The 24,621-nt window shown below is 50.6% G+C and carries 13 protein-coding genes and 1 pseudogene; 8 read left to right on the top strand and 6 right to left on the bottom strand.

Translation table 11 applies throughout. The features are described from left to right. Positions 1–19: 19 nt before the first annotated feature. Positions 20–3,613 carry a response regulator gene (locus tag RIN69_RS17050; RefSeq protein ID WP_313853260.1) on the bottom strand — a complete coding sequence of 1,198 codons (3,594 nt, stop codon included), beginning with the start codon at positions 3,611–3,613 and terminating at the stop codon, positions 20–22. Between the two features lie 4 nt (positions 3,614–3,617). Next, entirely contained in the window at positions 3,618–4,232 is a 615-nt protein-coding gene (gene evgA, locus RIN69_RS17045) for an acid-sensing system DNA-binding response regulator EvgA (protein WP_313853258.1), read from the bottom strand. 426 nt (positions 4,233–4,658) lie between these two features. Here evgA and RIN69_RS17040 point away from each other — a divergent pair, with 426 nt between their 5' ends. The 3 genes from RIN69_RS17040 (at position 4,659) to RIN69_RS17030 (ending at position 8,218) form a co-directional block, all read left to right on the top strand. Beyond that, positions 4,659–5,822 carry an EmrA/EmrK family multidrug efflux transporter periplasmic adaptor subunit gene (locus RIN69_RS17040; RefSeq protein ID WP_313853256.1) on the top strand — a complete coding sequence of 388 codons (1,164 nt, stop codon included), beginning with the start codon at positions 4,659–4,661 and terminating at the stop codon, positions 5,820–5,822. After that, positions 5,822–7,354 carry a DHA2 family efflux MFS transporter permease subunit gene (locus RIN69_RS17035; protein ID WP_313853254.1) on the top strand — a complete coding sequence of 511 codons (1,533 nt, stop codon included), beginning with the start codon at positions 5,822–5,824 and terminating at the stop codon, positions 7,352–7,354. The genes RIN69_RS17040 and RIN69_RS17035 overlap by 1 nt, the downstream gene beginning before the upstream one ends. Before the next feature lie 279 nt (positions 7,355–7,633). After that, positions 7,634–8,218: a Slp family lipoprotein gene (locus RIN69_RS17030; RefSeq protein WP_313853252.1), complete on the top strand. Its 585-nt coding sequence runs from the start codon at positions 7,634–7,636 to the stop codon at positions 8,216–8,218. A gap of 700 nt (positions 8,219–8,918) precedes the next feature. Here the strand turns inward: RIN69_RS17030 and RIN69_RS17025 are convergent. Together RIN69_RS17025 and RIN69_RS17020 are read right to left on the bottom strand one after the other, a co-directional pair. Continuing rightward, positions 8,919–14,174 (bottom strand): hypothetical protein, encoded by a 5,256-nt coding sequence (locus RIN69_RS17025; RefSeq protein ID WP_313853251.1) that lies wholly within the window; start codon positions 14,172–14,174, stop codon positions 8,919–8,921. Between the two features lie 138 nt (positions 14,175–14,312). Beyond that, positions 14,313–14,489: a helix-turn-helix domain-containing protein gene (locus RIN69_RS17020; protein WP_313853250.1), complete on the bottom strand. Its 177-nt coding sequence runs from the start codon at positions 14,487–14,489 to the stop codon at positions 14,313–14,315. Positions 14,490–14,708: 219 nt separating this feature from the next. Between RIN69_RS17020 and RIN69_RS17015 the strand changes: the two are divergent. Continuing rightward, positions 14,709–15,587: pseudogene (locus tag RIN69_RS17015) on the top strand (IS66 family transposase); the annotation flags it as partial. Between the two features lie 113 nt (positions 15,588–15,700). Here RIN69_RS17015 and RIN69_RS17010 read toward each other — a convergent pair. Next, positions 15,701–18,037 carry a KAP family P-loop NTPase fold protein gene (locus tag RIN69_RS17010; RefSeq protein ID WP_313853248.1) on the bottom strand — a complete coding sequence of 779 codons (2,337 nt, stop codon included), beginning with the start codon at positions 18,035–18,037 and terminating at the stop codon, positions 15,701–15,703. A 617-nt stretch (positions 18,038–18,654) separates the two neighbouring features. Here RIN69_RS17010 and RIN69_RS17005 point away from each other — a divergent pair. Genes RIN69_RS17005 through RIN69_RS16990 form a run of 4 tightly spaced genes read left to right on the top strand, consistent with a single transcriptional unit; the run spans position 18,655 to position 24,081 of the window. After that, positions 18,655–18,894 carry a hypothetical protein gene (locus tag RIN69_RS17005; protein ID WP_126766396.1) on the top strand — a complete coding sequence of 80 codons (240 nt, stop codon included), beginning with the start codon at positions 18,655–18,657 and terminating at the stop codon, positions 18,892–18,894. Positions 18,895–18,945: 51 nt separating this feature from the next. After that, positions 18,946–19,236, top strand: a complete 291-nt coding sequence (locus RIN69_RS17000; protein ID WP_004104673.1) for a helix-turn-helix domain-containing protein — start codon at positions 18,946–18,948, stop codon at positions 19,234–19,236. Beyond that, positions 19,217–20,188, top strand: a complete 972-nt coding sequence (locus RIN69_RS16995) for a reverse transcriptase family protein (RefSeq protein WP_313853247.1) — start codon at positions 19,217–19,219, stop codon at positions 20,186–20,188. The genes RIN69_RS17000 and RIN69_RS16995 overlap by 20 nt, the downstream gene beginning before the upstream one ends. A gap of 41 nt (positions 20,189–20,229) precedes the next feature. After that, positions 20,230–24,081: a P-loop NTPase family protein gene (locus tag RIN69_RS16990; RefSeq protein WP_313853246.1), complete on the top strand. Its 3,852-nt coding sequence runs from the start codon at positions 20,230–20,232 to the stop codon at positions 24,079–24,081. Between the two features lie 239 nt (positions 24,082–24,320). On the opposite strand, the gene RIN69_RS16985 is transcribed toward RIN69_RS16990, so the two are convergent. Next, on the bottom strand, positions 24,321–24,560 hold the full coding sequence (locus RIN69_RS16985; protein ID WP_313853244.1) for a hypothetical protein: 240 nt from the start codon (positions 24,558–24,560) through the stop codon (positions 24,321–24,323). Between the last annotated feature and the right edge of the window lie 61 nt (positions 24,561–24,621).

Genomic DNA, 24,621 nt, shown 5'->3' with positions numbered 1-24,621 from the left:
AACCGGAGCGAAAAACGTATTACAGCGGCTGCCCGAGGAAAAGCGCGATCTCCTGATCCAGCTCAGCAAGATGTTCCGCCAGCGTCTGCATTAATTCAGCGTGGTCCGGTGAGTCGCTGCCGGTGAAGGGCCGGGATTCCAGCTGGAAACAGATATCCCTTAAACGCGTCAAATTAAGTATGCCGGCAGAGCCGTGAATACGGTGGATGTGCTTTTTAAACGTGCGCCAGTCTCCCTCATTCAGCGCCTGTCGGGCATGCGCTAAATCATCCCGTGATTCCTGGCTGAAAGTCAGTACGATTTCGCGCATCAGCTCAGGATCGTTATCGGTATTCTCCTGTAAGAAGTTGATATCCAGATATTGGGTGGCGCTGGCTGACGGCGCCGCCGGAGAGAGCTGGCTTAAGTGTCTTTTCAGCACATCAATCGTCAGCGGTTTAAAAAGACAGAGATCCATGCCGAAGCCAAGTCCGCGATCGCGTTCGAGAGTTTGTGCATTGGCGGTTAACCCCCAGATGGTTATGGGATTTTTTTCCTGGCGTAATACCTGCGTTAATTCAAATCCGTCGAGATGAGGCATGTTGATGTCGGTGATCAGTAAATCAAAGTGATGCTGACTGATTTTTTTAAGCGCGTCTTCGCCATCGCAGGCTTCGCTGACATCATAGCCAAGCGTGCTTAACTGTCGCTTGAGCAGCAGCCGGTTGGTCGGGTGATCGTCCGCCACCAGGATACGCAGGTTAGCGGGCAGCGTTAGAGATTCGTGGCGCTCTTCAGCAATGACACACTGGTGCGTTGATACGGCTACCGGAATAGATACGCTGAAGGTTGATCCGACGCCCGGACGACTTTTCACGCTGAGTTCCCCCTGCATTTTGCCCACTAACTGTTTACAGATCATCAGCCCGAGGCCAGAACCGGTTTGCTGACGCCCTGAATGAGTCTGGCTGTAGGGTTTGAACAGCAGCTTTTGCTCTTCTTCGCTGATTCCACTGCCGGAATCCACCACGTCGATAACCAGTTTGGCCGTCTCGTGATGATGTTCAATCAGCCTGGCATTCAGCCTGACGCATCCTTTATCGGTAAACTTCAACGCATTGCTCAGCAGATTGGTCAGCACCTGTTTGATGGCCTGCGGGTCAATCATAATTAAGCAGTGATGGCTGAGTGGATTGTCGATCAGCAGCTGGATATTTTTTCTGGCGGCCAGCGCGTGAAAGGCGCGATAAATCACCGTGAGGTGTTCAGCCATATCCAGCCATTCTGGCTTAAGCTGATATTTGCCGGATTCTATTTTGTCGACATCCAGAATTTCACCGATCAGCCCGAGCAGGGATTGCCCGGTCGAATAAGCCAGTTTTACCGCTTCCGCTTTTTGCTCTTCCGTCTGCTGTTGGTTGGTTAACAGTTCCAGGAATCCCATAATTGAGCTGACCGGCGTTCTGATTTCGTGGCTCATATTTGCCAGAAACTGACTTTTGGCAACGGTGGCATTAATGGCTTTGTTTTTCTCAATTTCCAGCGCGCTGATAAGCGAACGCGTTTCAGTGATATCTTCCCAGCCGCAAATAAATATTCTGTCGTCACTGGCGGGCATATCACACAACGTCAGCCAGTGTTGGACGTAGCGCGTCTCACGGCCATTGCTGATTTCCAGCTCGCAGGTGTTGATCGGCCGGTTACCGTGCTCGTCAAGCTGGATGTGGGCGAATTCGGGCATCATGACAGAGAATGGCGAATCAGGATTGGTCAGCGGCAGCGAGGCATTTGCGTAGTAATCCTCAGTAAAATATTGTGAAAATGCGCTGTTGTGACTCACGATTTGACCCTGAGAATTGACGACATAGCTTGGAGTAGGCAGCGAGTCTGAAAGCGCTTTGCGAAAGGAGATCTGATTTTCAAGATGGCCTTGTATCGCTTTGCGTCGCTGCACTTCTCGTAACAGATAAAACCCCCACAGCAGGCTGCTCAATATCAGTGACACGGCAAGTGCGGTAACGATATAAAACTGCTGGCTGTAGAGATCCCACGTATCAATGGTTACGTTGGGCATCTGTGTCCATTTTTCGGTCAGGCGAAGTATTTCACTTGGCGGCAGATTGTTCAGCGCTTTATCGATGATGCTCTTGAGCTCAGGTTCACCTCTGGGATAGGCAAAAGTGATCGCTGCGTGGGGCACATTCTTAATGCGAAAGAAATCCTGAGTGTCCGGATAATAGTGATCGACCATATAGCGTGCCGTCGACTGCGTGGCGACCAGCGCATCCAGCTTCCCTTCCTGTATCTGATGAAACGCCGCACTGGCATTGGCAACGGACACCCACTGCACCTTCGGGTGGCGCTTTTTAAGTGTGTCATCTAACCCGTAATAAGCGGGCAGTCCAACCTTCATGCCTGGCTTGAGCGTATGTTCTTTCATCCGGGCTTTTTGCATCACATACACATAAGGAGACATGATCAGCGTGTTGGAAAAGGCGACCTGGTGTTCACGCTCTTCTGAATATATCGCACCAGGGAAAATATCCCACTTTCCTTCCGGGCGCAGTACGTCTCCCGGAGGAGTAATTGGCGTAAAGACCGGAACGAACTTCATCCCGGTTTGCAGCTCAATAATATTCAGCAGATCGCCCATCATGCCGCGCGGATCGCCATTTTCGTCCGTCATTGAAAATGGCGGATGAAAAGATGAGACCAGCACGTTGACCGCCGGATGATTCTTGATCCATTTTTTTTCCTGCGAGGTCAACTTCAGCGGTTGATTGATAAACCCCAGGTTACCGGAGTTAAGCCGGTTCTGGATCACATCCCTTCTTATTTCATTGCTGAGACTGTCAACAAATCGATTCAGAATGTCCGGCAGCATGGTCATTTCTTTACGGGTAAAAAAGTAATTGAGCTGGCAGGGGCAGTCGTAATATTTGATGGCATTCAGTGAATGCGCAAAGTAGCGGGAGATAAGCGTGCTGGTAATAATATTACTGCCAATAAAGTACTGATTATCGCCGGAGGAAACTGAGGCCAGTGCCTCGTAGTAGTCAGGATAATCGATGACCGCGGCATTGGGAAAGGAGCGGGCAATCATCGCCTTAGCGGGGTAATCGTTTACCCGTGCAATTTTGACGGGTTTGATGGTGCTGAGCGGGCTCATGGTGTTATTAACCGTTGTCACCAACACAGGAAAGGTGGTTATCAGCGGCTGAGACAAATTGAGGGTGGGTTCTTGCGGACGCGAGTTCATCAGATCTGTCAGCATAACGTCCACTTCCCCTTCCTTCAGGGCCCTGACTGCATCCTCCGCGCGGGGATATTTCCGCAGAATCACTTTTACTTTCAAATTCTGTTGCAGCAACCCGAGGTAATCAGCATTAATTCCCTTGGCCCGCAAACCCGGTTCGGTCTGCAGGAGTGCGGAGTGCATGGAGCTATCGACTGCGACGATAAAATGCTTTTTACTGTTCAGCCAACGAAGTTCATGACTGGTTAAGCGTAAATCATCAAGCTCGATGCTGCCGTTGGTAAACTTGACGTCATAGTCAGTATAGGAAGGGGCTGCATTGGCCTGTACAGAAAAAAAAAGAACAACAGAGACCAAAAAACAAGTAAGAAAATTCATTCTGTTACCAGATTTTATTGTTCTGAGCGAAAGTAAACAGGTTCATTAATGATTTGCACTCAAGTTTCTCCATTAACCGACCTTTATAAGTGCTGACCGTTTTGTTACTGATAAACATTTTCTCTGCTATGGTGTTGTTATCATTACCATCCAGTATGTAGTTTAGCACCGTAATCTCCTGTCGGGAGAGAGAATCCAATCTTTGCTGATCGGATGTCAGACGGCCGGTGAAGCGATCCATGGAAAACGGAAAGTAGCAGTAGCCATTTTTTGCGGCATCAATGGCGGCAATAATATTGTTTATGCCTTCTTTTTTGCTGACAAAACCATTTGCCCCAGCCTCTGCGCTGTAGCGGCCGTAGAAGTAATCATTCTTGGCTGACACAATAATGACGATGCCGGTGTAGTGGCGCTTGCGCAGCATCTCAAGCACCTGGATACCGTTATGGACCGGAATATCCACATCGATAATCATAATGTCCGGCTTTAGCGTTTCCATGCTCTGCACTGCTTTAGCGCCATCGCTCAATTCAGCCAACACCTCAATATCATTTTTACGCAGGAGATTGCGAATAGCTGTAATGGCGAGTGGATGATCGTCAATGATAATTGCTTTCATTTATAATTCCTTTGTCAGCTAAATCTTATGCTTTGGAGTGCACAAACAGCTCGTAACAGAGAGGGTGTTTAAATGACGAGCCAGAATAATGTCAGGGACTGAGCTTCAGTGCAGGGAAAAGTAATTCTTGATATGTATATTAAATCGTGGAAATTAAATGAAACATCAACGAATGTAAGGTGTTGTATATTCGTAGTATTTTCAGTGTGTTAAGAATATTCTGACAGAGTTAAATTACAGCTGTAGGAATAATATCTCAATCATTTCAGGATTATCCCCTGTTATATCGCAGCCAAGGTTTTAACCTATTCGCATTCGCAACGGGCATATGATGTTTGACTCACGTAATAGAGATAATGCAGTTATTGCATTTTCGTAAAGCTTTATCGTGAATTGTTAAACATGCTATTAACATGAGATATTACAGTGGAACGGTCTGAAACGGCATCAAAGAAAAAATCAAGAAAGAAGTATTTTATTATTTTTTTTAGTATTTTACTTCCCGTGTTTATTGGTGCGTCTGTTTACTGGGATTTAATTATCAGTCATCAGGTCAGCACTGATGATGCCTACGTAACGGGTAACATGAACAGCATCTCCTCACAGATCGGAGGCAGCGTTACCGCAGTTAATAATACGGATACGGATTTCGTGCACCAGGGAGATGTTGTCGTCACGCTGGATAAGACGGACTCGACAATTGCCTTCAATCAGAAAAAAAGCAATCTGGCCAACACGGTGCGCGAGATGCGCAAACTCTATGTGCTGGATACTCAGTATCAGGCCAATATCACCGCGGCGCGAATTCAGTATAAGCAGGCGTCGGAGGATTATCAGCGGCGGCTGGAGCTGGTGGGTAAGGGCGTAATCACCCGAGAAAACCTTGAGCATGCAAAAGACACTGCAATAAGCAGCCAGGCTTCGCTGGATGCGGCTATCCAGGTTTATAAAGCGAATAGGGCGCTGATCATGAACACGCCTCTTGACCATCAGCCGCAGGTGCTGCAAGCAGCCGATCAGGTGAAACAGGCATGGCTTTCGCTTCAGCGTACTGATATTCGTAGCCCTGTTACCGGCTATGTCGCTCAACGTAGCGTGCAGGTTGGGGAGACGATTAATCCTGCTCAGGCGCTGATGGCGGTGATTCCGGCCCAGGAAATGTGGGTCAATGCCAATTTTAAAGAAACCCAGTTGACGAATGTTCGTATTGGCCAGCAGGTCACTTTGACCAGCGACCTGTATGGCGACAACGTCGTTTTTCACGGCTATGTCAAAGGCGTCAATATGGGTACCGGTAATGCATTTGCACTGCTTCCGGCACAGAATGCCTCAGGGAACTGGATCAAAGTCGTTCAGCGGGTACCCGTCAAGGTGGTACTGGAAGAGGGCGAACTCCGCCAGCATCCGCTGCGTATCGGCCTGTCAATGAATGCCACCATAGAGACCGGCGAGGTGAACAGCACCTCCCTTCACGAGCTTTCGCCTAAGGCGGCCATCACACCGGCATACCTCAGCGATGCGCTGGTCATCGATACCGCCCCGGTAGATACCATTATCGCCAACATTATTAAACGTAATGGGCAGCTTTAATGGAAACCGTGAAATCACTGCCAGCCCCATTACGTGGGGCAATGTTGATCTGCATGACCTTTGCACTGTCGCTGGCGACATTTATGCAGATGCTGGACTCCACCATTTCCAACGTGGCGATCCCGACGATTTCAGGTTTTCTGGGAGCTTCAACGGATCAGGGGACATGGGTCATCACCTCGTTTGGCGTAGCAAACGCGATCTCAATTCCTCTGACCGGGCGACTGTCGCAACGGTTCGGCGAGTTGCGCTTGTTTCTTCTGTCAGTTGTCTGTTTTTCTCTGGCATCGCTGGCGTGCGGGCTTTCAACCAGCCTTGATATGCTCATTTTCTTCAGGGTGATTCAGGGGCTGATGGCAGGGCCGCTTGTTCCGCTGTCGCAGAGCCTGCTGCTGAGGAATTATCCACCGGAAAAACGCACCTTCGCCTTATCCATGTGGTCGATGACGGTGATTATTGCGCCGATTTGTGGGCCGATACTGGGTGGGTATATTTGCGACAATTTTAGCTGGGGTTGGATATTTTTCATCAATGTCCCGATGGGCATAATTGCCGTTTCACTGTGCGGAACTTTGCTGAAAGGCCGAGAGACAGAAACGCAGTCGGTGAAAATGAATTACGTCGGTCTGGTGCTGTTGGTGCTGGGCGTCGGTGCGCTACAGTTGATGCTTGATAAGGGTAAGGATCTGGACTGGTTTAACTCCACCACGATTATTACTCTGGCGATAGTGTCCGGCGTTTCGCTGATTTCCCTGATTATCTGGGAATCAACCGATGAAAATCCGATTATCGATATCAGTTTGTTCAAATCGCGTAATTTTACCATTGGTATCGTCTGCATCACCTGCGCCTTTCTGTTCTACTCTGGCGCTATCGTACTGATGCCGCAGTTGCTTCAGGAAACCATGGGGTACGATGCCATGTGGGCAGGACTGGCCTATGCGCCAATCGGATTGGCGCCGCTGATTTTGTCACCGATAATCGGCTTCTATGGTAATAAAATTGATATGCGTGTTCTGGTGACGTTCAGTTTTATCGTCTATGCGATATCTTATTACTGGCGTTCGATCACCTTCACCACCGGCATTGATTTTATGGGGATTATCTCTCCTCAGCTGTTACAAGGCTGCGCAGTGGCGTGTTTTTTTCTGCCACTGACCACTATTTCTCTTTCAGGTTTGCCGGATAATAAATTTGCCAATGCCTCCAGTATCAGCAATTTTTTCCGTACCTTATCAGGCTCGATTGGCACCGCGCTGACAATGACGCTGTGGAGTCGCTGGGAGTCAGGGCAGCACAGCGTGTTGACGGGGGCGATAAACCCGTTTAACCCGATATATAACGCATTCTCGCAGCGTATCGAATCTTCCGGAATCTCTTTTTCTCAGGAACTGAATGAAATAAACAATATGATCACGCAGCAGGGGATGCTCATTTCTGCCAACGAAATTTTCCGTCTCTCTGCAATAGCCTTTGTGATGCTGACGATTCTGGTGTGGTTTGCTAAACCTCCTTTTACTGCGAAAAAATAACCGACGCAGCTTAACTATTTTTATGACTCTATTTTAGTGAAGTAAGTTGTTGGTATGAATATTCGGATTGCGTACCTGATCTGGTATTGATTACGTTTGTAAGACTGTGATGACAAACTGTTATCCACGGTCCTATATTTCTGACTTTTATAATTTTATAGAATAGTGCCTATGCTGCGCTATGGTTTTTAGAGTCAATGCTATTACGAATTTAATTCCCGGCGCTATGTAACTTAATGGATTACATAGCCAATTAAAACTTTACGTCATGAGAAAACTATGTTGAAGAAAAAAGATGTTCAAAGAACGCTGGCGGGCCTGGCTGTGGTATCCGCGCTACTGTTATCCGGTTGCTCATCAATACCGAAAAGCATCAGCGGAGCCGAAGGGGCGGTCAATCCTGCGACCTATCAGCAACTTGCTATGGCGCCTAGTTTATACCAGGGGCAGGAAGTTCGTGTCGGTGGTAAAGTAATTAATGTGATTAATCTTCCCTCCAAAACGATTCTTGAGTTAGCGGTATTGCCACTCAATGAATATGCCCGTCCGAAAATTCACGAGGCATATCAGGGCCGCGTTTTAGTCTACACGGACAAATTCCTCGATCCTGATAATTTCCGTAATCGCTTTGTCACCGTGCTCGGAAAAATGGAAGGAACAGAAAATCAGTTGATTGGTAAGCGTCCTTACCCGTTCCTGAAGATGTCTGCTGTGGGTTATCAGGTATGGCAGCTTGATACGACTGTGATGCCTGCCAGTGGCTGGGTTTATGCCTGGTCTCCGGAGTGGGGCATTGCACCACCACCGGGATATTTCTACGGAGCTCCTGAAGTCGTGACCCAGAATACTTATCTGGAGCCGTAATTCTCATTTGTATTGTCAAAAGCGTCATGGTTAAACATGGCGCTTTTTCGTATCCGATGGATAAAAAAGAGATAAGGATTTAGTCTGATTATGTAGGGGGGGTAACACAGAAGTATGCGCCCGCGCGAGGGCTTATATGCACATAATCCACATCTGCAGTTGATATTGATGCTGTTGACGGGAAAGTCTGGATTATGATGATGCTGAATAAACTAGATTAAAGCTTTTGTCGCTATCAAGAGCTGGCGGAAGCTGAGTTTAGTGAGCAACGGGATGCCTGAAATTTCTATGAATCTCATTTTAATAGGTGTACCTGAGCGTGCTCCAATGTTGATTAGTTTTGCTGTTTTATCGTCTGCCATCAACCTTGGCCGGGGCAGGGGAGGAGAAGATATCAATGTATTTTCTCCGCCCCGGTCGACGGCTCACCCCACGGGGGTCAGTAAAAGGCATCCTTAGCGACGGTGCTTTAAGTATCCTGATTTTCCATACAATTACCTCTCTCCGTTATCGGAATGAAGATATCAAAAACAGGCAATTACACCATATTAATTAGGCTCCTTTTTCTATATAACTCTTGATATTAGCTGGTACTGGAGTGTGATATTCACCGCCACCCCATTTAATGAGATAATCAGAATGACTCATATTGAGCCTGTCTTTCATTTCTGACAAAGAGCCTATTCACGATCTTGGTAAATTATCTATTTTTAATATTATTGTCAGTAGCATAACCTATAAAATTCCACCATTCATTATCTGTTTTTGATGTCGGGAAGTAGCCATAATCCCCATCTTTTTTTAAGGTAAAATACATTTTTGTTGTCTCGCAATAATAGAGATCTCCTTTATTGCCATTTTTATCCGGCTGTCCCCAGGTATGGAAGGGTGGGCCAGAATGTTCTGTGAAATGCCACCATTCATTATCTGTTTTTGATGTCGGGAAGTAGCCATAATCCCCATCTTTTTTTAAGGTAAAATATCCTTTTATTGTATCACAAAAATAGAGATCTCCTTTATGACCATTTTTATCCGGCTGGCCCCAGATATGGAAGGGTAGGGCAGAATGATCTGTAAAATGCCACCATTCATTATCTGTTTTTGATGTCGGGAAGTAGCCATAATCCCCATCTTTTTTTAAGGTAAAATAGCCTTTTGTTGACTCACAAAAATAGAGATCTCCTTTATGACCATTTTTATCCGGCTGGCCCCAGATATGAACGGATAGTTGAGTGCGGGTATTCGTACTCCCAGCGTTATCCTTGTTGATAAACTTACCTATATTTGAACCCACGTCGTTCGCCAGGTTATATCCGGGAACACCTACCATGGTGTCTTTCACGGTATTTAACTCTTTGGCCCACGGGACTTTGATGTTTCCCTTCGCCAGTATTTTTTTTGCCAGCGGGAGCCCCAGGGTGATGCTGCCGTCCACAAGCAGGCTGGCCAGCAAGTTCGCAGGTATGGTTGAGATAATACCCTCCGCTTGTTCCCTACTATCAGCGAATGCCAGTTTGACGAGATCTTTCTTCAACGTCAGCCCTGCGGCCAGAGCGACCTGTTTTAAGAGTAACGCGATGCCAGATCCGGGAACCACCGACGACAAAACGATCCCTGCGCCGATAAACAGACCATCAATCAGACCATCAAGAAAAAACTCACTCCTGGTGGATATCGTACTCTTGATGTCCTGCTCTGCCCGCTTCAGCAGGTTTGCTACGGTATCCTGGCCAATGTTTTCTATTTTTTCAAGAGATAATGGACTGCCATATTCTAGCGGCCCAAGATGACTCCAACCTTCTGAAATGTTACGAAAATTAAAATTCTGGGCTCTTTTATCTGGATCTCTACAGGTATATTGTGTATTAGCCGATAGGTGTTTCAGGATCCAGTCCTGAACATTCTTCTTACCCATTCCCTGCTCTGTTTCGATAAAAGGTAACATGGTGCCAGCGGCGTCCCATGCCAGCACATTGTTGCCTGCACGCAGTGCAACAACCTCAGTTAAGCACTCATCATGGAAAGTTAATTGGTGTGGCTTTATCTCCCCCTTCAGATATTGTTCAAGCTGCGGTTTGAACACCGCCAGGCCGGGATCAACCGCTAATGCTTTCGCGGTTTTATAAAAAGAGAGCGAGTAGAATTTAGCCATCTTCTCTCTTTTTGTACCGTCAGATTTGATGCTGTCAAGCTGGTCGATAAAGGCACTCTGGACACGATCAGGTAGGGCCCTCCCTGCTCCTCCTGGCAGGTTATAGCCACCCCTGCTCATATAGGGGCTGGCATCATTCAGTAATGCCGTACGAAACGCCACCGTCTCAGCGCTGGTGTAGAATGCCTGTTTTTCACCTCTCCACTCCGGCCATTTCGCTAAATAATTAAATTTCCCCATCGCCAGATCGATCAGCGTAACGGGCGTGCTTCCCTTGCCGGGTGCTTTGCCCTCTCTCATGATGATGACACTGTCCGGCGACGTCAGCTCGTCGCGCTTCGCCGCCTCAGGGTGCTTATCAATAATGTCCTGGATAAATTTACGGATAAACTGTTCAGGGGCGAACTCTGCGCCCATTCGGATCACGGCCCCCTCCTGCACCCCCTGCAGCCAGGTTGTCACTTTCCCTTCCAGATAGGCTTCTGACCAGCTGTTTCTGATGTTGTCAATGCGCACCTGCCCGGCAATGCGTGCCTGTTCGTGTAACTTTTCTTCTGCAGCGATCTTTTGAATTTTGGTTTCTCTTACCTTCATGGTATGGGTAACAAAATTCGATCGTTTTACACGGCTGTTGCTTTGTTGCAACCCGGCATCCTCCTGCGCAGGGTTCGCGCCCTCCGCCAGAATAATCCCCTTCGTCACCCCGTCCTCACCCAACACCCTGTGCAAGCGTCCGGGCCCGGTCAGCGCCGTGTTCATCCCCTGTGGCACGTCATGCTCGCCCCGTTTCTCGCGGATCGCCGGGTTCACCGCCGCGGCAACCCCGGCCCCCGCCGCAGCCCCCGCCACAACCGGCAGCGCCAGCGCCAACCACCGCTTCCACTCGCCGCCCGCCTGAGCGACAGGCTGGGTCGTGGGCCCGTACACCCCCGCACGCGACGGCGACAGCCGCACGATCTGCGCGCCGCTCTCCCCGTCAGAGGTCGTCACTGTCCTGTTCAGGGTGACCGGCCGGTCACCCGCGGTCCCTTTTATGCCCGGCTCGCCCTCTCTGGAAAGCAGCAGGAACATCGCCGACAGCAGCGCGCCCGACGCGGCCCCTGCCGCCGCTCCCGTCGCCAACTGCCCCACCGACAGCTCTCTTTCCATCACGAACCAGCCCTGCGCCTTCTCCTCCGCCGTCAGCTCCACCTCTTTGGTGAACAGCTGGGCGGTTTTGCCGGCCACCCAGTGGACGCCGTCGTGAATAGCGTCTGACGCGGCGTTGGTGAGCAGCGTCTCCAACTTCGCCACCGCGGCCTCCAGTCCCGGTTTTTTGCTGGCCTGCAGCAGCGCGATAACATCCATGGCCAGGGCAGGGAGGGACGACAGAGAGGAAAACGAGGTGAGCGACGGCAGGGCGAGCGTGTCCGGCACCTGGCTCAGCATTTTTTTCATATTTTCCACCTGCGCCAGCGCCATGTTCTGTGCGGGCACCCCCTCTTCTGCCAGCGTCTGGCGCACGGCGTCATGCAGGCGCGTCTGGGTCGGCAGCAGTCCCGACGCCTCCCCCTGCGCCTTCAGGGCAGCCAGGCCCGGCTCCAGCGTCTCCAGTTCGTTTTGCAGACGACTGCGTTGCTCCCCGGCGGGGAGGCGGGCGACGGCGGCCCGCAGCACCTCACCGTCGGCCAGCAATTGGTCTGACGGCGTCACGCGGATACCGCTCTGCTGTTGCAGGCGGGCCAGGTCCCGTTGCAGCATCGTCAGCGGTGGGAGGGTGCTCAGCAACTCAGGATGCTTCAGCATGATGGTCTGCCGCTGCTGCAGGCGGCCGCTCAGCTCGCGCTTGGGGGTGTTGCTGTCCCTGACCGCCTGGTGGATATCGCACAGCGCGGGGAGGAAGGTCACCAGCGAGGCCATCCTGCGCAGGAACAGGCGATCGCCGGCGCTATTCTCCAGCGCCCGGCCCAGCGGCTCCAGCAGTTTTCTGGCCTGAACGTAGTCTCCGCTCTGCAGGGCGTCGCGGATTTCGACAGCCAGCCGCGTATCCAGCACCGCATGGATAAGGGTATGCTCCAGCCGCGAAAAGGTGGCCGGATCGGTGCGGGCATACTCCTCAAGCAGCTCGGCGGTATTTTTCCCTATCAGCGCGCTGACGCCGCTGGCGCACTTCAGGGTCCCGGAGACGATGGCCGAGAGGGTGCTCAGGGTGTCGAAGGTGTAGTCCGCGGGGTGGCTCTTATAATCGTCCTGAATATAGTGGATAAGGCTGCGGTAAAAGGTGTTGACGCTGGTAGTGCTGCCGGGGGCATGTTCACTCTTGTAAAAGCCGTAGGCTTTTTTGGCGGGCAGGCTGGCCGCCTGGGCGATATCATACAGTGCGCCGCCACACTTTTTCAGCACCGCGAGGCTGCTGCCGAGCAGCGCCTCACCGGTCGCGTAGCCGACCTTTTTGCCGTCCATCAGGCCGGCAAGCTCCCGGGCCTGTTCCCAGGTACCGGAGGCGTTGGCCATCCCGCCGAGGTCCGACAGGTGCAGGCCATCCTTCATCAGGGGGCCGAGCAGCGGGACCGTGTCATTCAGAGAGACGTTCATCATGCCGAACAGGCCCGCCAGCCCGGGCATGCGGGCCAGCGCGCTGAGCTGGGCCGCCGGCGTGCCTTTGAACGGGAAATCGGCCAGCGCCTGGGCATGCCTGAGCAGCCCCTCCTGCACAAAGGTGGCCTCGTTGTCATCCAGCTTCAGGCCGGTCCGCAGCCACTGCCCGTCATTTGCCTCCAGCTTTTCACGCAGGGCAGGAGACTGCACAGCCTCCATCATCCAGCGCAGGGAGGCGCCTGCTGACGCCTTCCCGGGCATGGGCGGGAGCTCACGGCCTAATGCCGACAGCGCGCCGCCCTCCGCGGCGGCGGTGTTGAGCTTCCTGGCGACGTTCAGCATCAGGGGCACCTGCTGCGGTGCCACGCTCTCCAGCACCCGGACGGCCAGCGCGTCGTTGGTCAGTTTCCCCTCTTTCCACTGCTGAAACATCTCTGCCTGCTCGAGCAGGGGGGTGAGCGTCGCGCAGATATTTGACAGCCCCAGCTCGCGGATGGTCTGCAGTTTTGACAGCGAGTCTTTGAGCGCACCGACCGACAGGCCCTGACTCAGCACGTCCACGGTGTCACACAGCGCGTTGACCCAGCGGCAGGCGGCCGAGTCCGGGCTGGCCTGCTTCAGGCTGGCCTGTGCGGTGTTCAGCTTAAACGTGATGCTCTTCAGCCGGTCGGCCAGGGTGGTCTCTTTCTCACTCACCACGGCCAGCGCGTTGCGGACGAGTTTAATCAGCGGCAGCACCGCCTGGGCATGGTCCCGGGACATCCCGGTCAGTTTGAGCCCGCTTTCCAGCAGAATACCGAGCGCCGCCTCCTTTACTGCGTCGGAGAGAATAGGCGCCGGGGCGAACGCCGGTGAGCGCGCGGGAGCGGAGAGTGAAGCGCCCTTCAGGCCGAGGAGCGCGGCGCTGAGTTTGTTGAGGGCGTCATCGTGGATAAAGCCGGCGCGGTCCAGCAGGTCCTCCATTTTTTGGGGACGCTCCGGCAGCGTGGCGGAAAATGCTAACCCGGTGGCGGTCTCCAACTGTTGCCGGAAGTCACCCGACAGGGTCAGCATATCCCTGAGCGCCGCGCAGACGGCGGGGGCGTCGCGCCAGCTCTCTCCCGCCTGGCTCATGGCGCTGTTCAGCCGTAAGCGGGCATCGGGCAGCGTTGCAGGCGTCTGTGGGAGGGGCGGGGTGAGCCCCTGCCGGAGGCGCTGGGTGAGGTTAGTCATAGAGGGGTTGAGCATGGGTAAATCCGTCATAAAAATAAAATTATGGGGGAATATGACATGGCAGGGCGGGGCGAACTGTCGTTTTTAGGCGGGAGTTTGTGGTTTTGTGCACAACCTTATTCTCAATGCTTATATCAGTGCAGTTTTTACGCCTCAGATAGGCGTTTCCTGCCGTTTAAGTGGGCGGCTCCCACCTTCTTTAAGAAGTCGTCTGTGGCGGTAAATTGTATCGCGAGACACACCGCTCAGGCGTGATGCTTCAGCGACAGTACTCAGCTTGTCAGCCAGGCCCAGTACATCGAGTTTTTTCTGAACATCAGTCTCTTTCATTGAGGCTTTTACAGGCTCGGTTACCTCTGATACCTGTAATTGTCTGCCTGCAAAATAGGCGCTGAACTGTTTATCTTTTCCTGCTCGGATTTCGATTTTATGATTGGCGATAGAATGCTTGAGCGGTGATTCAATAAAACAGAGTTTATTGCCGTAGCTGAACGTATGGTCGTTAAGGATCTTGCGGTAAACCTTGGTGATACAGAGTATTCCGGTGAGCAGCGCCAGCTCGCAGAAGAAGACACCGCAGCCGACCGTGCGGACATCAGCCGCCAGCTCCGTGAGCTGTTGTCGGAGCGCGATACCCCGAAACAAAAGCCGGTACGCAGTGAGCTGCCGGCGCACTTCGTGGTGCTGAAAACGGTGCGGCCGCAGTAAGGCTGCCCGGGCTGTGACAAGGTGCACAGCGCGGCGCTTCCTCCCTCACTTATCGAAAAAGGCCAGCCCGGCCCCGGGTTGCTGGCGCAGGTGGTGGTGTACGACTGCTGCGCCAGGCGCAACGGGCAGCATGCCCGCGACATGCTGGCGGGCTGGTCGGGCACTCTGATGGTTGACGACTATGGAGGCTACAAAGCGCTGTTCAGGCCGGAAGGCGACACGCCGGTGCCGGTGAAGGAAGCGCTGACGCGCATCGGATACCTGTACCGGCTGGAGGAGAGTATCCGGCAGCGGCCGGCGGAACAGAAGCGACGATGGTGAGAGCGGTATGCGAAACCGCAGCTGGAGGCGTTCCGAGCGTGGCTTGTGGAACAGGAGGCAGGCAGTGCGCCGGGCGGCGCGCTGCATAAGGCCGTGACGTATGCGCTGAAGCGGTGGCCTTCGCTGCAGACGTATCTGGAAGATGGGCGTGTGCCGGTGGACAATAACCGGTATGAAAGAGTGATGCGGCCGGTGGCTCAGGGCCGGCGTAAATGGCTGTTCGCGGGTTCGCAGCGTGCGGGAGAGCGGATGGCGGGACTGATGAGCCTGTTGGAAACGGCGCGGCTGAACGGACTGGAGCCGTGGGCATGGCTGCGTGATGTACTGGAAAAACTGCCGCCATGGCCCAACAACCGGCTGGATGAGTTGCTGCCTTATGCCCGGAAACCTCAGCAGTAATCCCCCTTCAAAAACCGATCACAACTCGCGTTGCACAGCAACTCGAGTTCACCGGATGCTTACGTTTCGGTTAATACTCAAATTGATATTTCGATGTCAGCAGCAGCTGACTTCTAGAAATCGGAAATGTCGTTTGTCCTCAATCCGAGCCACTTTTCGAGATATCTAAGCAGCGTTCGCAGGGCCTCTACGTGCTCAGGGAACTGGGCGGGATTAATTGCATCACACTTGGCCTTCGCCACATCAATGCCAATAAAGTCGTCAATTGTCTCTTTGTTGAAACTGTTGTGCTGCGTGGAGACGCGATCACCGTAGGTATGGCTCGAACCTCGGCTCATCAGGCGTGTGACCATGGTTGCGAAGCCCAAGTCGGTTTGAATTGCTTTCCTTACCCACTCTCTGGGTTCGTCCATTGAATCTGTATAGTTTTTCCAGCGATAGAGCTGTGATATGAGATCAGGTTCAGTAATCAGGGCGTCGTCTGCTGCGCGGATCCTTATCAACCGTAGCCATTCAGTCTTCATTGCCACTACGGTGTGGAGATCTAACGCTGGCTCGAACGCTCCACTCTCGCCCTCATTCCGATCGGTGGGATCGCTGAGATGGATCAGGATGGAGGTAACGGATAGCGCTTCAGTTTTACGGAGTGCTTCAAGAGCTAAACCGCCTCGAACATCCTCAGGAATTCGCTTCAAGTACCAACTTGTCGCTCGCCATGCTGCTACATATAACGAGTCGAAAGAGCCGCTGTTCGTGCCTGCGAGTTTTTCAGCAATTCTGAACATTCCTGGGAGCAGAACAGCAGCATTCTCGGTTGGTAATCGGTCGACGGATTCATCGAGCCTCGCAACGAGCGAATTCAGCAGCCCGTCAGCTTCGATGGCTGCGATTTCAGCAAAGAGCTCGTCCTCTGTCGCTGTTGCATTGAGAAAATCAACGAAACGGCGCTCAGATATTTCTCCAACCGACGTCTGCAGTTCAAAGTAACGTGGGAAGTAGCGCGAAGTGCATACTCGTTTCTCCGTCAACCACCGGCGATGGAAGCCGTCTGCATAGTTTGTCCCCCCATACGCCCATTCGAGGGGGGGAAATAAGTCTTTAAGCGCATCACAAATGATATTGCGGCGCTCCTCTGAGACGATCTCAAGCAGCTCCTTAGCCGCTGCTTGGTCCACCTTCCGTCGGCCATCACGGGAGAAGCGTCCTTCCTGGAGAACCAATCCTCTCTCACGGAACAGTGCATCGTGGAGGTCAGGTTCGAAGACCCTGAGTGTTTCCAGAAGCAGGAAGTCTACAATGTTCACCTCGAACACGTCGCCGACCACATGCAGTGGCATGTGAACAGCAATGGAAGAAATGAGACGACGTGCATCACGCATGTTGCGAAGGAGGGGCTGGATGCAGCCAATACAAGCGTTACCCCAGCGTCTCTGAGAGAACCCGTTGGCCTCAGTCGCGTATGGGCCCGCTATTTCAGAGAGTTCTTCCTCGAACATACGATGCACGAAAGATGTCGGTACGGCTGGTAAATCAAAGTTAGCCTGCACGATCTTTTCAAGGAAGGCTCGACCGTCGTTGTCTGCAACCGGATCTAGCGCTCGCTCTACGATACTGGGCTGGAACAGGAGCACAAAAACAATATTCGGTAGATTAGCATTCGCCTTTACCTGCCGAAGCAGCACCCTGATCTGATCAGGCTCGAGCCGGTCAATGTCGTCGACGAAGACAACCAGCGGCCGGTCAAGTTCGCGAAGACGAGTCTCAAGCGCTTTGCGTACCTTGTCGAGAGACTCGCCGCTATGGTCACGCCCGAGATACGATAGTACGCGTCCGAGAAGAGGTACTCCGACCGAGAGAAAGGCAAGAACAGCCGCAACCTTTGCAACTGTCGGAAGGTCATATCCAATAGCCGACGCGATAGCTATAACCGAAGCATTTGTTAGCACCGTCGAGATTAGAAGACCTGAACTCCCAGCCTCTTTAAGAGGCTTACTGACCCCGTTAAGGATCGCTCCGTAGCGTCGCAGTGCTTCGGCACGATCGAGCGCAGCCTTCGAATGCTCGCCTCCCAATCGATCTGCTATCTGGCCAAATAGCGCGCGGGAGATTGCATCGCCGTCTCCCCATTGCCATGGGTTAAAGTCGAGCCAGTCCGCTCCACTGCTCTTGGCATCGAGCCGTTCGGTGATAAGGTTTTTCATTGATGATTTCCCGAAGCCCCATCCCCCACGAATAGCGAACACTCGGCCTTCGCGCAAACTAAGCTCCGAAAGCACGTCGGCTATACGAGCCGCGAATCCGGACCTTCTAAGGCGATCTTCGGATGCTGTCCGAATCGGCGCTTCAGCCCCAATCCCTCCGTCCGGCTGCTCGTTCCTTACCATATCAGCATTAGGCTTCGCGCGACGGCGAGCACGCCATGCCGCCAGACGGAACAACAGCTTACTCATCGCACACCATCTCCCAAAAATGCATGTATCAATCGTCCTATTGTTAGAAGCTTCACTGGTTCACAGACAGAGCAAGTTAATGCCCGTTCGAGCCTTGTCTGCACCAGTTCAACTTATTACGTAAGCAAACTGAAGGGGACCCGCTGCAAACGCAAGCCAGTATAGCGGTTCTGCCTACTCATCATGAAGCCGCAGATAAAAGGTGTACTGAATAGGCAATGAAATTTCACTGTCAGTGAAATTTCATTGCCAAAAATCGAAAATAATGCTTTACTTATCACAGGTCAGGCGTTCCGCCTGAGCTGTGTTCTTTAAAATGATTGTTCTCATCGTAACAGCGAAGGTCTAGCGTAATTGCCTGTTTACCAGGCCGCTCCTTCATCCGGTGTTGGAGATTTGACGGGCAGACTAGCGTCATCGGTCAGTCTGAAGCACGTTCGTCATGATAGTGATTTGTAGCCAGTCGCGATACGCGGCTACTAGGCAACTGCACTATCGGAATTAACGGGGCTTCATCGTCGCGAAGACTGGTGTTGGGCTTGCGCATCGGGTTGGCTCCTTTCGGCCATCGCCTTGTTACGGGGCTTCGGCGTTTTGCCGATTCAAAGGAGAGCAACATGAATCACGATACTTTAAAGAACACCATCGCAACGCTTGAAAAGCTGCGCGATGCTCACTGCAGCCAACTCGATGCTGGCGCTCTGGCAGAGCTGGAAGATGTATTGCGTCAGTTACGCAGACATCGTGACAGCCCGGTAAGAAGCGGGTTCCGGTTTGACGATATCGTCTTCCGGGCACTGCGTATTATTGACGTTGTGGTTCGTCTGATCACAAACATTGATGATTGGATGAAATAATGCAACAGAGCCAAGACGCAGCAGGCCCAATATTTATTTGCGGAGTTAATTATGAATATCGGACAGGCTATCAAGTTATGCCGAACCAGAAGGGGAATATCACAGACGGATTTAGCTCGGAAGGCAGAATGTTCTGTTTCTTATCTTTCCATGCTCGAAAACAATAAGCGAGATCCGACGCTTTCAACCCTTAACAGCATTGCTTCTGCTCTCAACATTCCTGTCAGCATTATTTTCTTTATTGCAGCAGAGGCCGGTGATCTTAACGGTATTGATAAGGGACTCCAAGGAGAACTTGCGCGTACTGCGTTGGAGCTGCTTAATGATTCACACTCTGTCTGACTCACCCTTCTATAGCAAACGACGCATCAGCAGTATGACAGCGCTATCAAAAGCGCTGAACATCTCTCCTATCGAACTACTTAATCTAGCCAATCGTGCGGACAATATGTACCGACTCGCCAGCACTATCACTAAGCCTGACGGAAGTACGCGTCAGACTTGGGATGCATATGCACCTCTAAAAAAATTACAACGCAATATCAGGCGCAATATTCTTGATTACGTTGTTTATCCAGCATATTTGACAGGTAGTCTGAAAGGTTGTGATTATAAAACTAATGCAACTTTACACGCTGGTTCTACGATTGTTATTAATGAAGATATTACGCGTTTTTTCCCGTCAACTTCAGTCACAATAGTGCATAACATATGGCAACATTTCTTTGGCTTCGATAATGAAGTAGCTGAATGTTTGACCAAGCTGACGACCCGACAAGGGGAGCTACCTCAGGGGGCCATCACTAGTTCATTTCTGGCTAACCTAGCGTTTTGGAAAGATGAACCGGCACTGCAAGCCAGTTTTCGGGCAAGAGGAGTAATTTATTCCCGCTACGTTGATGATATCGCCGTCTCGTCAGTAAACTTTCTTGATAAACCGGCTAAAACGAATGTGATAGCCTCGATTTATGGCATGCTTTCCAGGCACGGTTACCAGCCTAAACGAGCTAAACACGAAATCAGAACATCTGGGCAACGGATGGAAGTTACCAGGCTTTCGGTCAATTCAAAACCTGGTCTCTCTTCCGCTAAGCAAAGTCAGATACGATCGGCAGTCCATCATTTGGAGCAAGCCATTCTTAGGGGCGAAATTATCGAGTTCGATAAGGGCCTTTATGCACAAACATTGGGACTGGTTCATTTATTGGCCAGATTCCATCCTGGCAAAGCAAAAAAACTTAAACAGCGCTTGCTTGCTCTTAAGAGTGCGGGGCGCACGAATATGTATACATAGTGTAAGAACCAGAGAAAAAAATTTTTAACCAAGGTGAAGGCGTGGCAATTTTTGACATTGAAAAGGATGAATTACTTCGGCTCTCCGATACTCAGCTAGAAGAGCTGATAGCTCGGCTAGCAGAAGCTGAAGTGGCAATACATGGTCATAGCCCTGCATGTGTAAATTGGTCTGGCTCAATTACAGCACCTGACGGAGGGATTGATATCCATGTTCAGGTTCCAGTTGATCAACTGAAACCAAGCTTTCTTGTAAGGCCTAATACGATATTTCAGGCAAAGAAACATAAAATGCCAAAGGCTACAATTGAGAAGGAAATGGGCATCGGCCAAACGCTTTCACCCATCATATCTGAACAAGCCAGAAAACAAGGCAGCTACATCATTGTCAGTCTGGGTGATGATTGCTCGCCCTCAGGAAAGGCGGATCGTCTCAAAGCGATGAGGGATGCAGTAAAAGATGATCCTAACAAAAGCAATCTTCATCTCGATTTTTACGACCGTTCCAAACTCATTCAATGGCTGCGCCAACATTCATCAGTCATGCTGTGGGTAAAAGGGAAGCTTGGACAAGGGTATTCCGGTTGGCAACCCTACGGAGCCTGGAGCAATCCACCCCAAGGCGTTACAGACACTTTAATCTCAGCCCCAGGCGTAACCATTACTTTACCGTCGGGAAAGGGGCAAAAACTTAAAATTGATGAAGCAATTAGCCCAATGCGTGCCCTTATTCGTTCGACGAATAAGGCAGTTCGCATTACAGGATTGTCTGGTGTCGGGAAGACTCGGATCGTTCAGGCGCTCTTTGATGAAACTGTTGGAACAGATGCGCTTGACCGGACCGTTGCTATTTATGCTGATACTGGCTCTGAGCCAGTACCGTCGGCTAAAGCAATGCTTGATAAGCTGATTGCTGAGGACCGACGAGCAATTATGATCCTTGATAATTGTCCATCAGAACTCCATGCTTCGCTTGCCAGCAAGGTATCAGCCGCAGGAAAAGAAGTAAGCCTCATCACAATCGAGTACGACATAAGGGATGACAAACCACAGACAACTGAGGTCATCCATATTGAGACAGATGGTCCAGAGGTGGCAGAGCAACTTCTCATCCGTCGCTTCCCTTCTATTGGTAAGAATAATGCCCGTCGTATTGCTGAGTTTGCAGATGGGAATGCAAGAGTTGCTTTGGCTATAGCTGAGAGAGGGGAGGAAGGCGAGAGTTTGGCTCTACTTTCTGATGCACAGTTGTTTAATCGCTTGTTTGAACAGCGTAATCACCCTGATGGTAATTTACGGGAGCAAGCTGAAATATTGTCACTGGTGTATTCATTCTCGGTATCTAGTCCAGATGCTGCTACCGATGAACTGGAGATATTAGGGGCGCTCTTTGGGTATTCCAGAACCCAGTTATTTAAAGCCGTTACGAAGCTGATGGAACGTCATATCGTTCAGAAAAGATCTCACTGGAGAGCTATCTTACCTCATGCCATTGCTAATAGATTGGCAGCATCCGCACTCGACAGTATTCCCGTTGATCAACTTAGGGCGACTTTTGAAGCTCCGGATTGTGAGCGTTTATTAATGTCTTTTTCCCATCGCCTAGGGTTGTTGCATGACCATCCTGTTGCGAAAGAAATTGTAGAAGCCTGGCTTCAGCCTGAAGGGATGCTAGGAAGAATAGCCGAGTTAAATGATATTTCGTCACGAATACTTGGGTATATAGGGCCGGTTGCACCTGAAGCATTGCTAAACAGAATTGAGGTCGTACTCTCATCATCTGATTTTAAAGGTATGGAACTGGGCTACAATCTGCAGCGACGTAGTATTCTGCGTCTTTTACAATTGATGGCATACGAACCGAACGCTTTTGAGCGATGCGCCAAGCTTCTTATTCAAATGGCAGAGGACGAAGCCGATAATAATGACCTGGATTCTGCTCGAAACATGGTCCCAAGGTTTTTCCAGGCGTATCTGTCTGGTACTCATGCCTCCCTAAGCCAGCGTATTGCTTTAATGAACGAATGCATTGCATCAAGTATTCTTACGCGTAGATCTTTGGGCTTCAAGATGCTGTCAACCGCCCTGTATGGCCCACCGTGGTCAGGGGTTGGGATTAGTGAGTTTGGAGCTCGACCAAGAGACTATGGATACGAACCCAACTATGATGAACTTGTCGAATGGCGCAGCGCCTTTATTGACGTCATTATCCAATTAGCGGCATCCGGAGATCCTGAGCTTGAAAGGCCTGCAAGAACAATCTTAGCTGACAAATTCAGGGGAATTTGGTTTCAAGAAGCAATGCGAGACAAACTCGTCGATGCTGCCCGTACATTAAATGCTTTAAGTCCTTGGGGGGAAGGTTGGAAAGCCGTTCGTTCAACGGTCTATTTTGACTATACCAAGCATGGCGATGGAGATGATGTTGAGCCGTTGCCGGATAATCTTGCTGCCTTAGAGAAGGAGTTGGAGCCCATTGCGTTAATTCCAACAATAAAGACATACGTGTTGAGTACAAATCATGATTATTGGGCACTTGATGCGGATTTTGATCATGAGGACTCCGATAAATATACCGCAGCCGGAAAACGACTTGAAGCTAAAGCACTTCAATTGGGACAGGACTTTGCCCTATCAAATCATGTGCTTGAGGAGTTAGGAACAGATCTGTTCTCCATCGGTGGAATGCCTTATCGTGCTGCCTTTGGTCGAGGACTTGCTCAAGGGGCACATGATCTACGTATTGGCTGGCAGCGACTTGTTGAACAAATTGAAAAACAGCCAGATGCTAACAAAGACTTTGGAGTTATTGGGGGGTTCATCGAAGAAGTTGACTCTGTCGATCCATCATTAGCTCAGAATTTTCTCGACCTATGTGCGCAACATCCTGAACTTCGACAGGTATTGGTTGGCTTGCATCCTTGGAGGACATTTACGGTAACTGATTTGGATCGCTGCATAAAGCATTTGGATGATCCAGAAATTAGCCCTTTCATGTATGAGCCTATTCTATGGCGAGAACAATATGCCAATTTGCCGAGAATTCGTCTTCTCGAGCTTGCTGAGCAACTCCTGAGTAAAGCAAGCGGAGATAATGTCATTTTGCATGCGCTCTCCATGAGACTGCATGGTAAAGACAAATCGGCAAATACGCTTGGCGCAGACTTTCGGTTGATTGGTCTTGCTGCTGCAATCCAGAGGATTAAAAACAGCGACAGAGGCCAAAGAGGGACAATTGATTTTTACATGGAGCGAGTTATCGATGCCGCATTGCGCTTCGATGGTAATGAGGCAAAAAAAATTGAGTGGTTGGACGCAATTTTCAATGTCATTGATGAACACTATGGATATTTTTTGGGATTCGAGAAGACTATAGCAACAACTGTTGCGTTAATGCCTGAATCATTTCTCAATTGCATTTTTGAATGCACCGAGGAACAGCAGCAGGGAAGACAGTTCTTTATTCGTCGTGGCAGTTTACGCCGTTATCCTCTTGCTGATGTAAGTACTAGCGTCTTGATTGAATGGTGCCGTGCCAGAAATGATCCCAGTGTTTGGGCTGCCATTGCGGCTGGTGTGACTCTCTGGTCAAAGAATGATGAACAGAATGTACTAACCCTACACGAAGCTGCTATAGAACTGTTAGAGGCCTCTCCTGAGCCATTAGCTGTGCTGGAGTCTTTTGCTGAGCGAATCACTCCATCCTCCTGGACTGGTAGCCTGGCGAACATAATGCAAGCTAGATTAAGCGTCATCGGTGCGCTGAGTAAACACGAGCGTCCAGATATCGCCGAGGCTGCCAAAACAGTTTGTGAAAAAATGAGTCAGTGGGTCGAACGCCAAAAAGAACGGGAACAAAGGGAAGATAGTGAAAGGGAACAGCGGTTTGAATAAAGGCTAGAAGCCTATACAAACGTTCTGCGATAAGGAGAAAGTAATGGAATCTGCACGTGATAAACGTGTAAGTATCCCTACAAAAAGAACCATCAACTTTTAGATAGTCTCTGGCACATTTGGTTCCGCTCCTGGCATACAGCGGACTACCTGCAGTGTCGCGAGGTCTGCTATGAGCGAAGAGCGGACATCGCGGAAATATTAGAATACTGAGCGACTATGTTATGGGTGTTGTGCTTTTACTCCCATCCCATTTCTTTGTAGGTCTTACTGTCCTGTTCAGGAAAATCAGTTTGATATTCTCCCCAATTACGAAACGCGTAATATTTGTTCATTGCTTCAAGATGGGAATCTGTGTCACATGTCCACACTAATCTGTAGTCTGGATCCAGCATTTTACGAGCAGAGTCTCCCCGTGGACCGGCAAGACAAAACAAATCTAAACCACCTTCGTTTGTCCATAGCTCATGCTTCATCATTTTGCTTCCATGAACTGCTTCCCATAAATTTAGATATTGCGATGTTAGCAAAATCCGCTTC

The sequence above is a fragment of the Winslowiella toletana genome (assembly GCF_032164335.1).
Classification (GTDB): domain Bacteria; phylum Pseudomonadota; class Gammaproteobacteria; order Enterobacterales; family Enterobacteriaceae; genus Erwinia; species Erwinia toletana_A.
The sequence above is the reverse complement of the archived record's forward strand: the minus strand, read 5'-3'. Positions and strand labels throughout refer to the sequence as shown.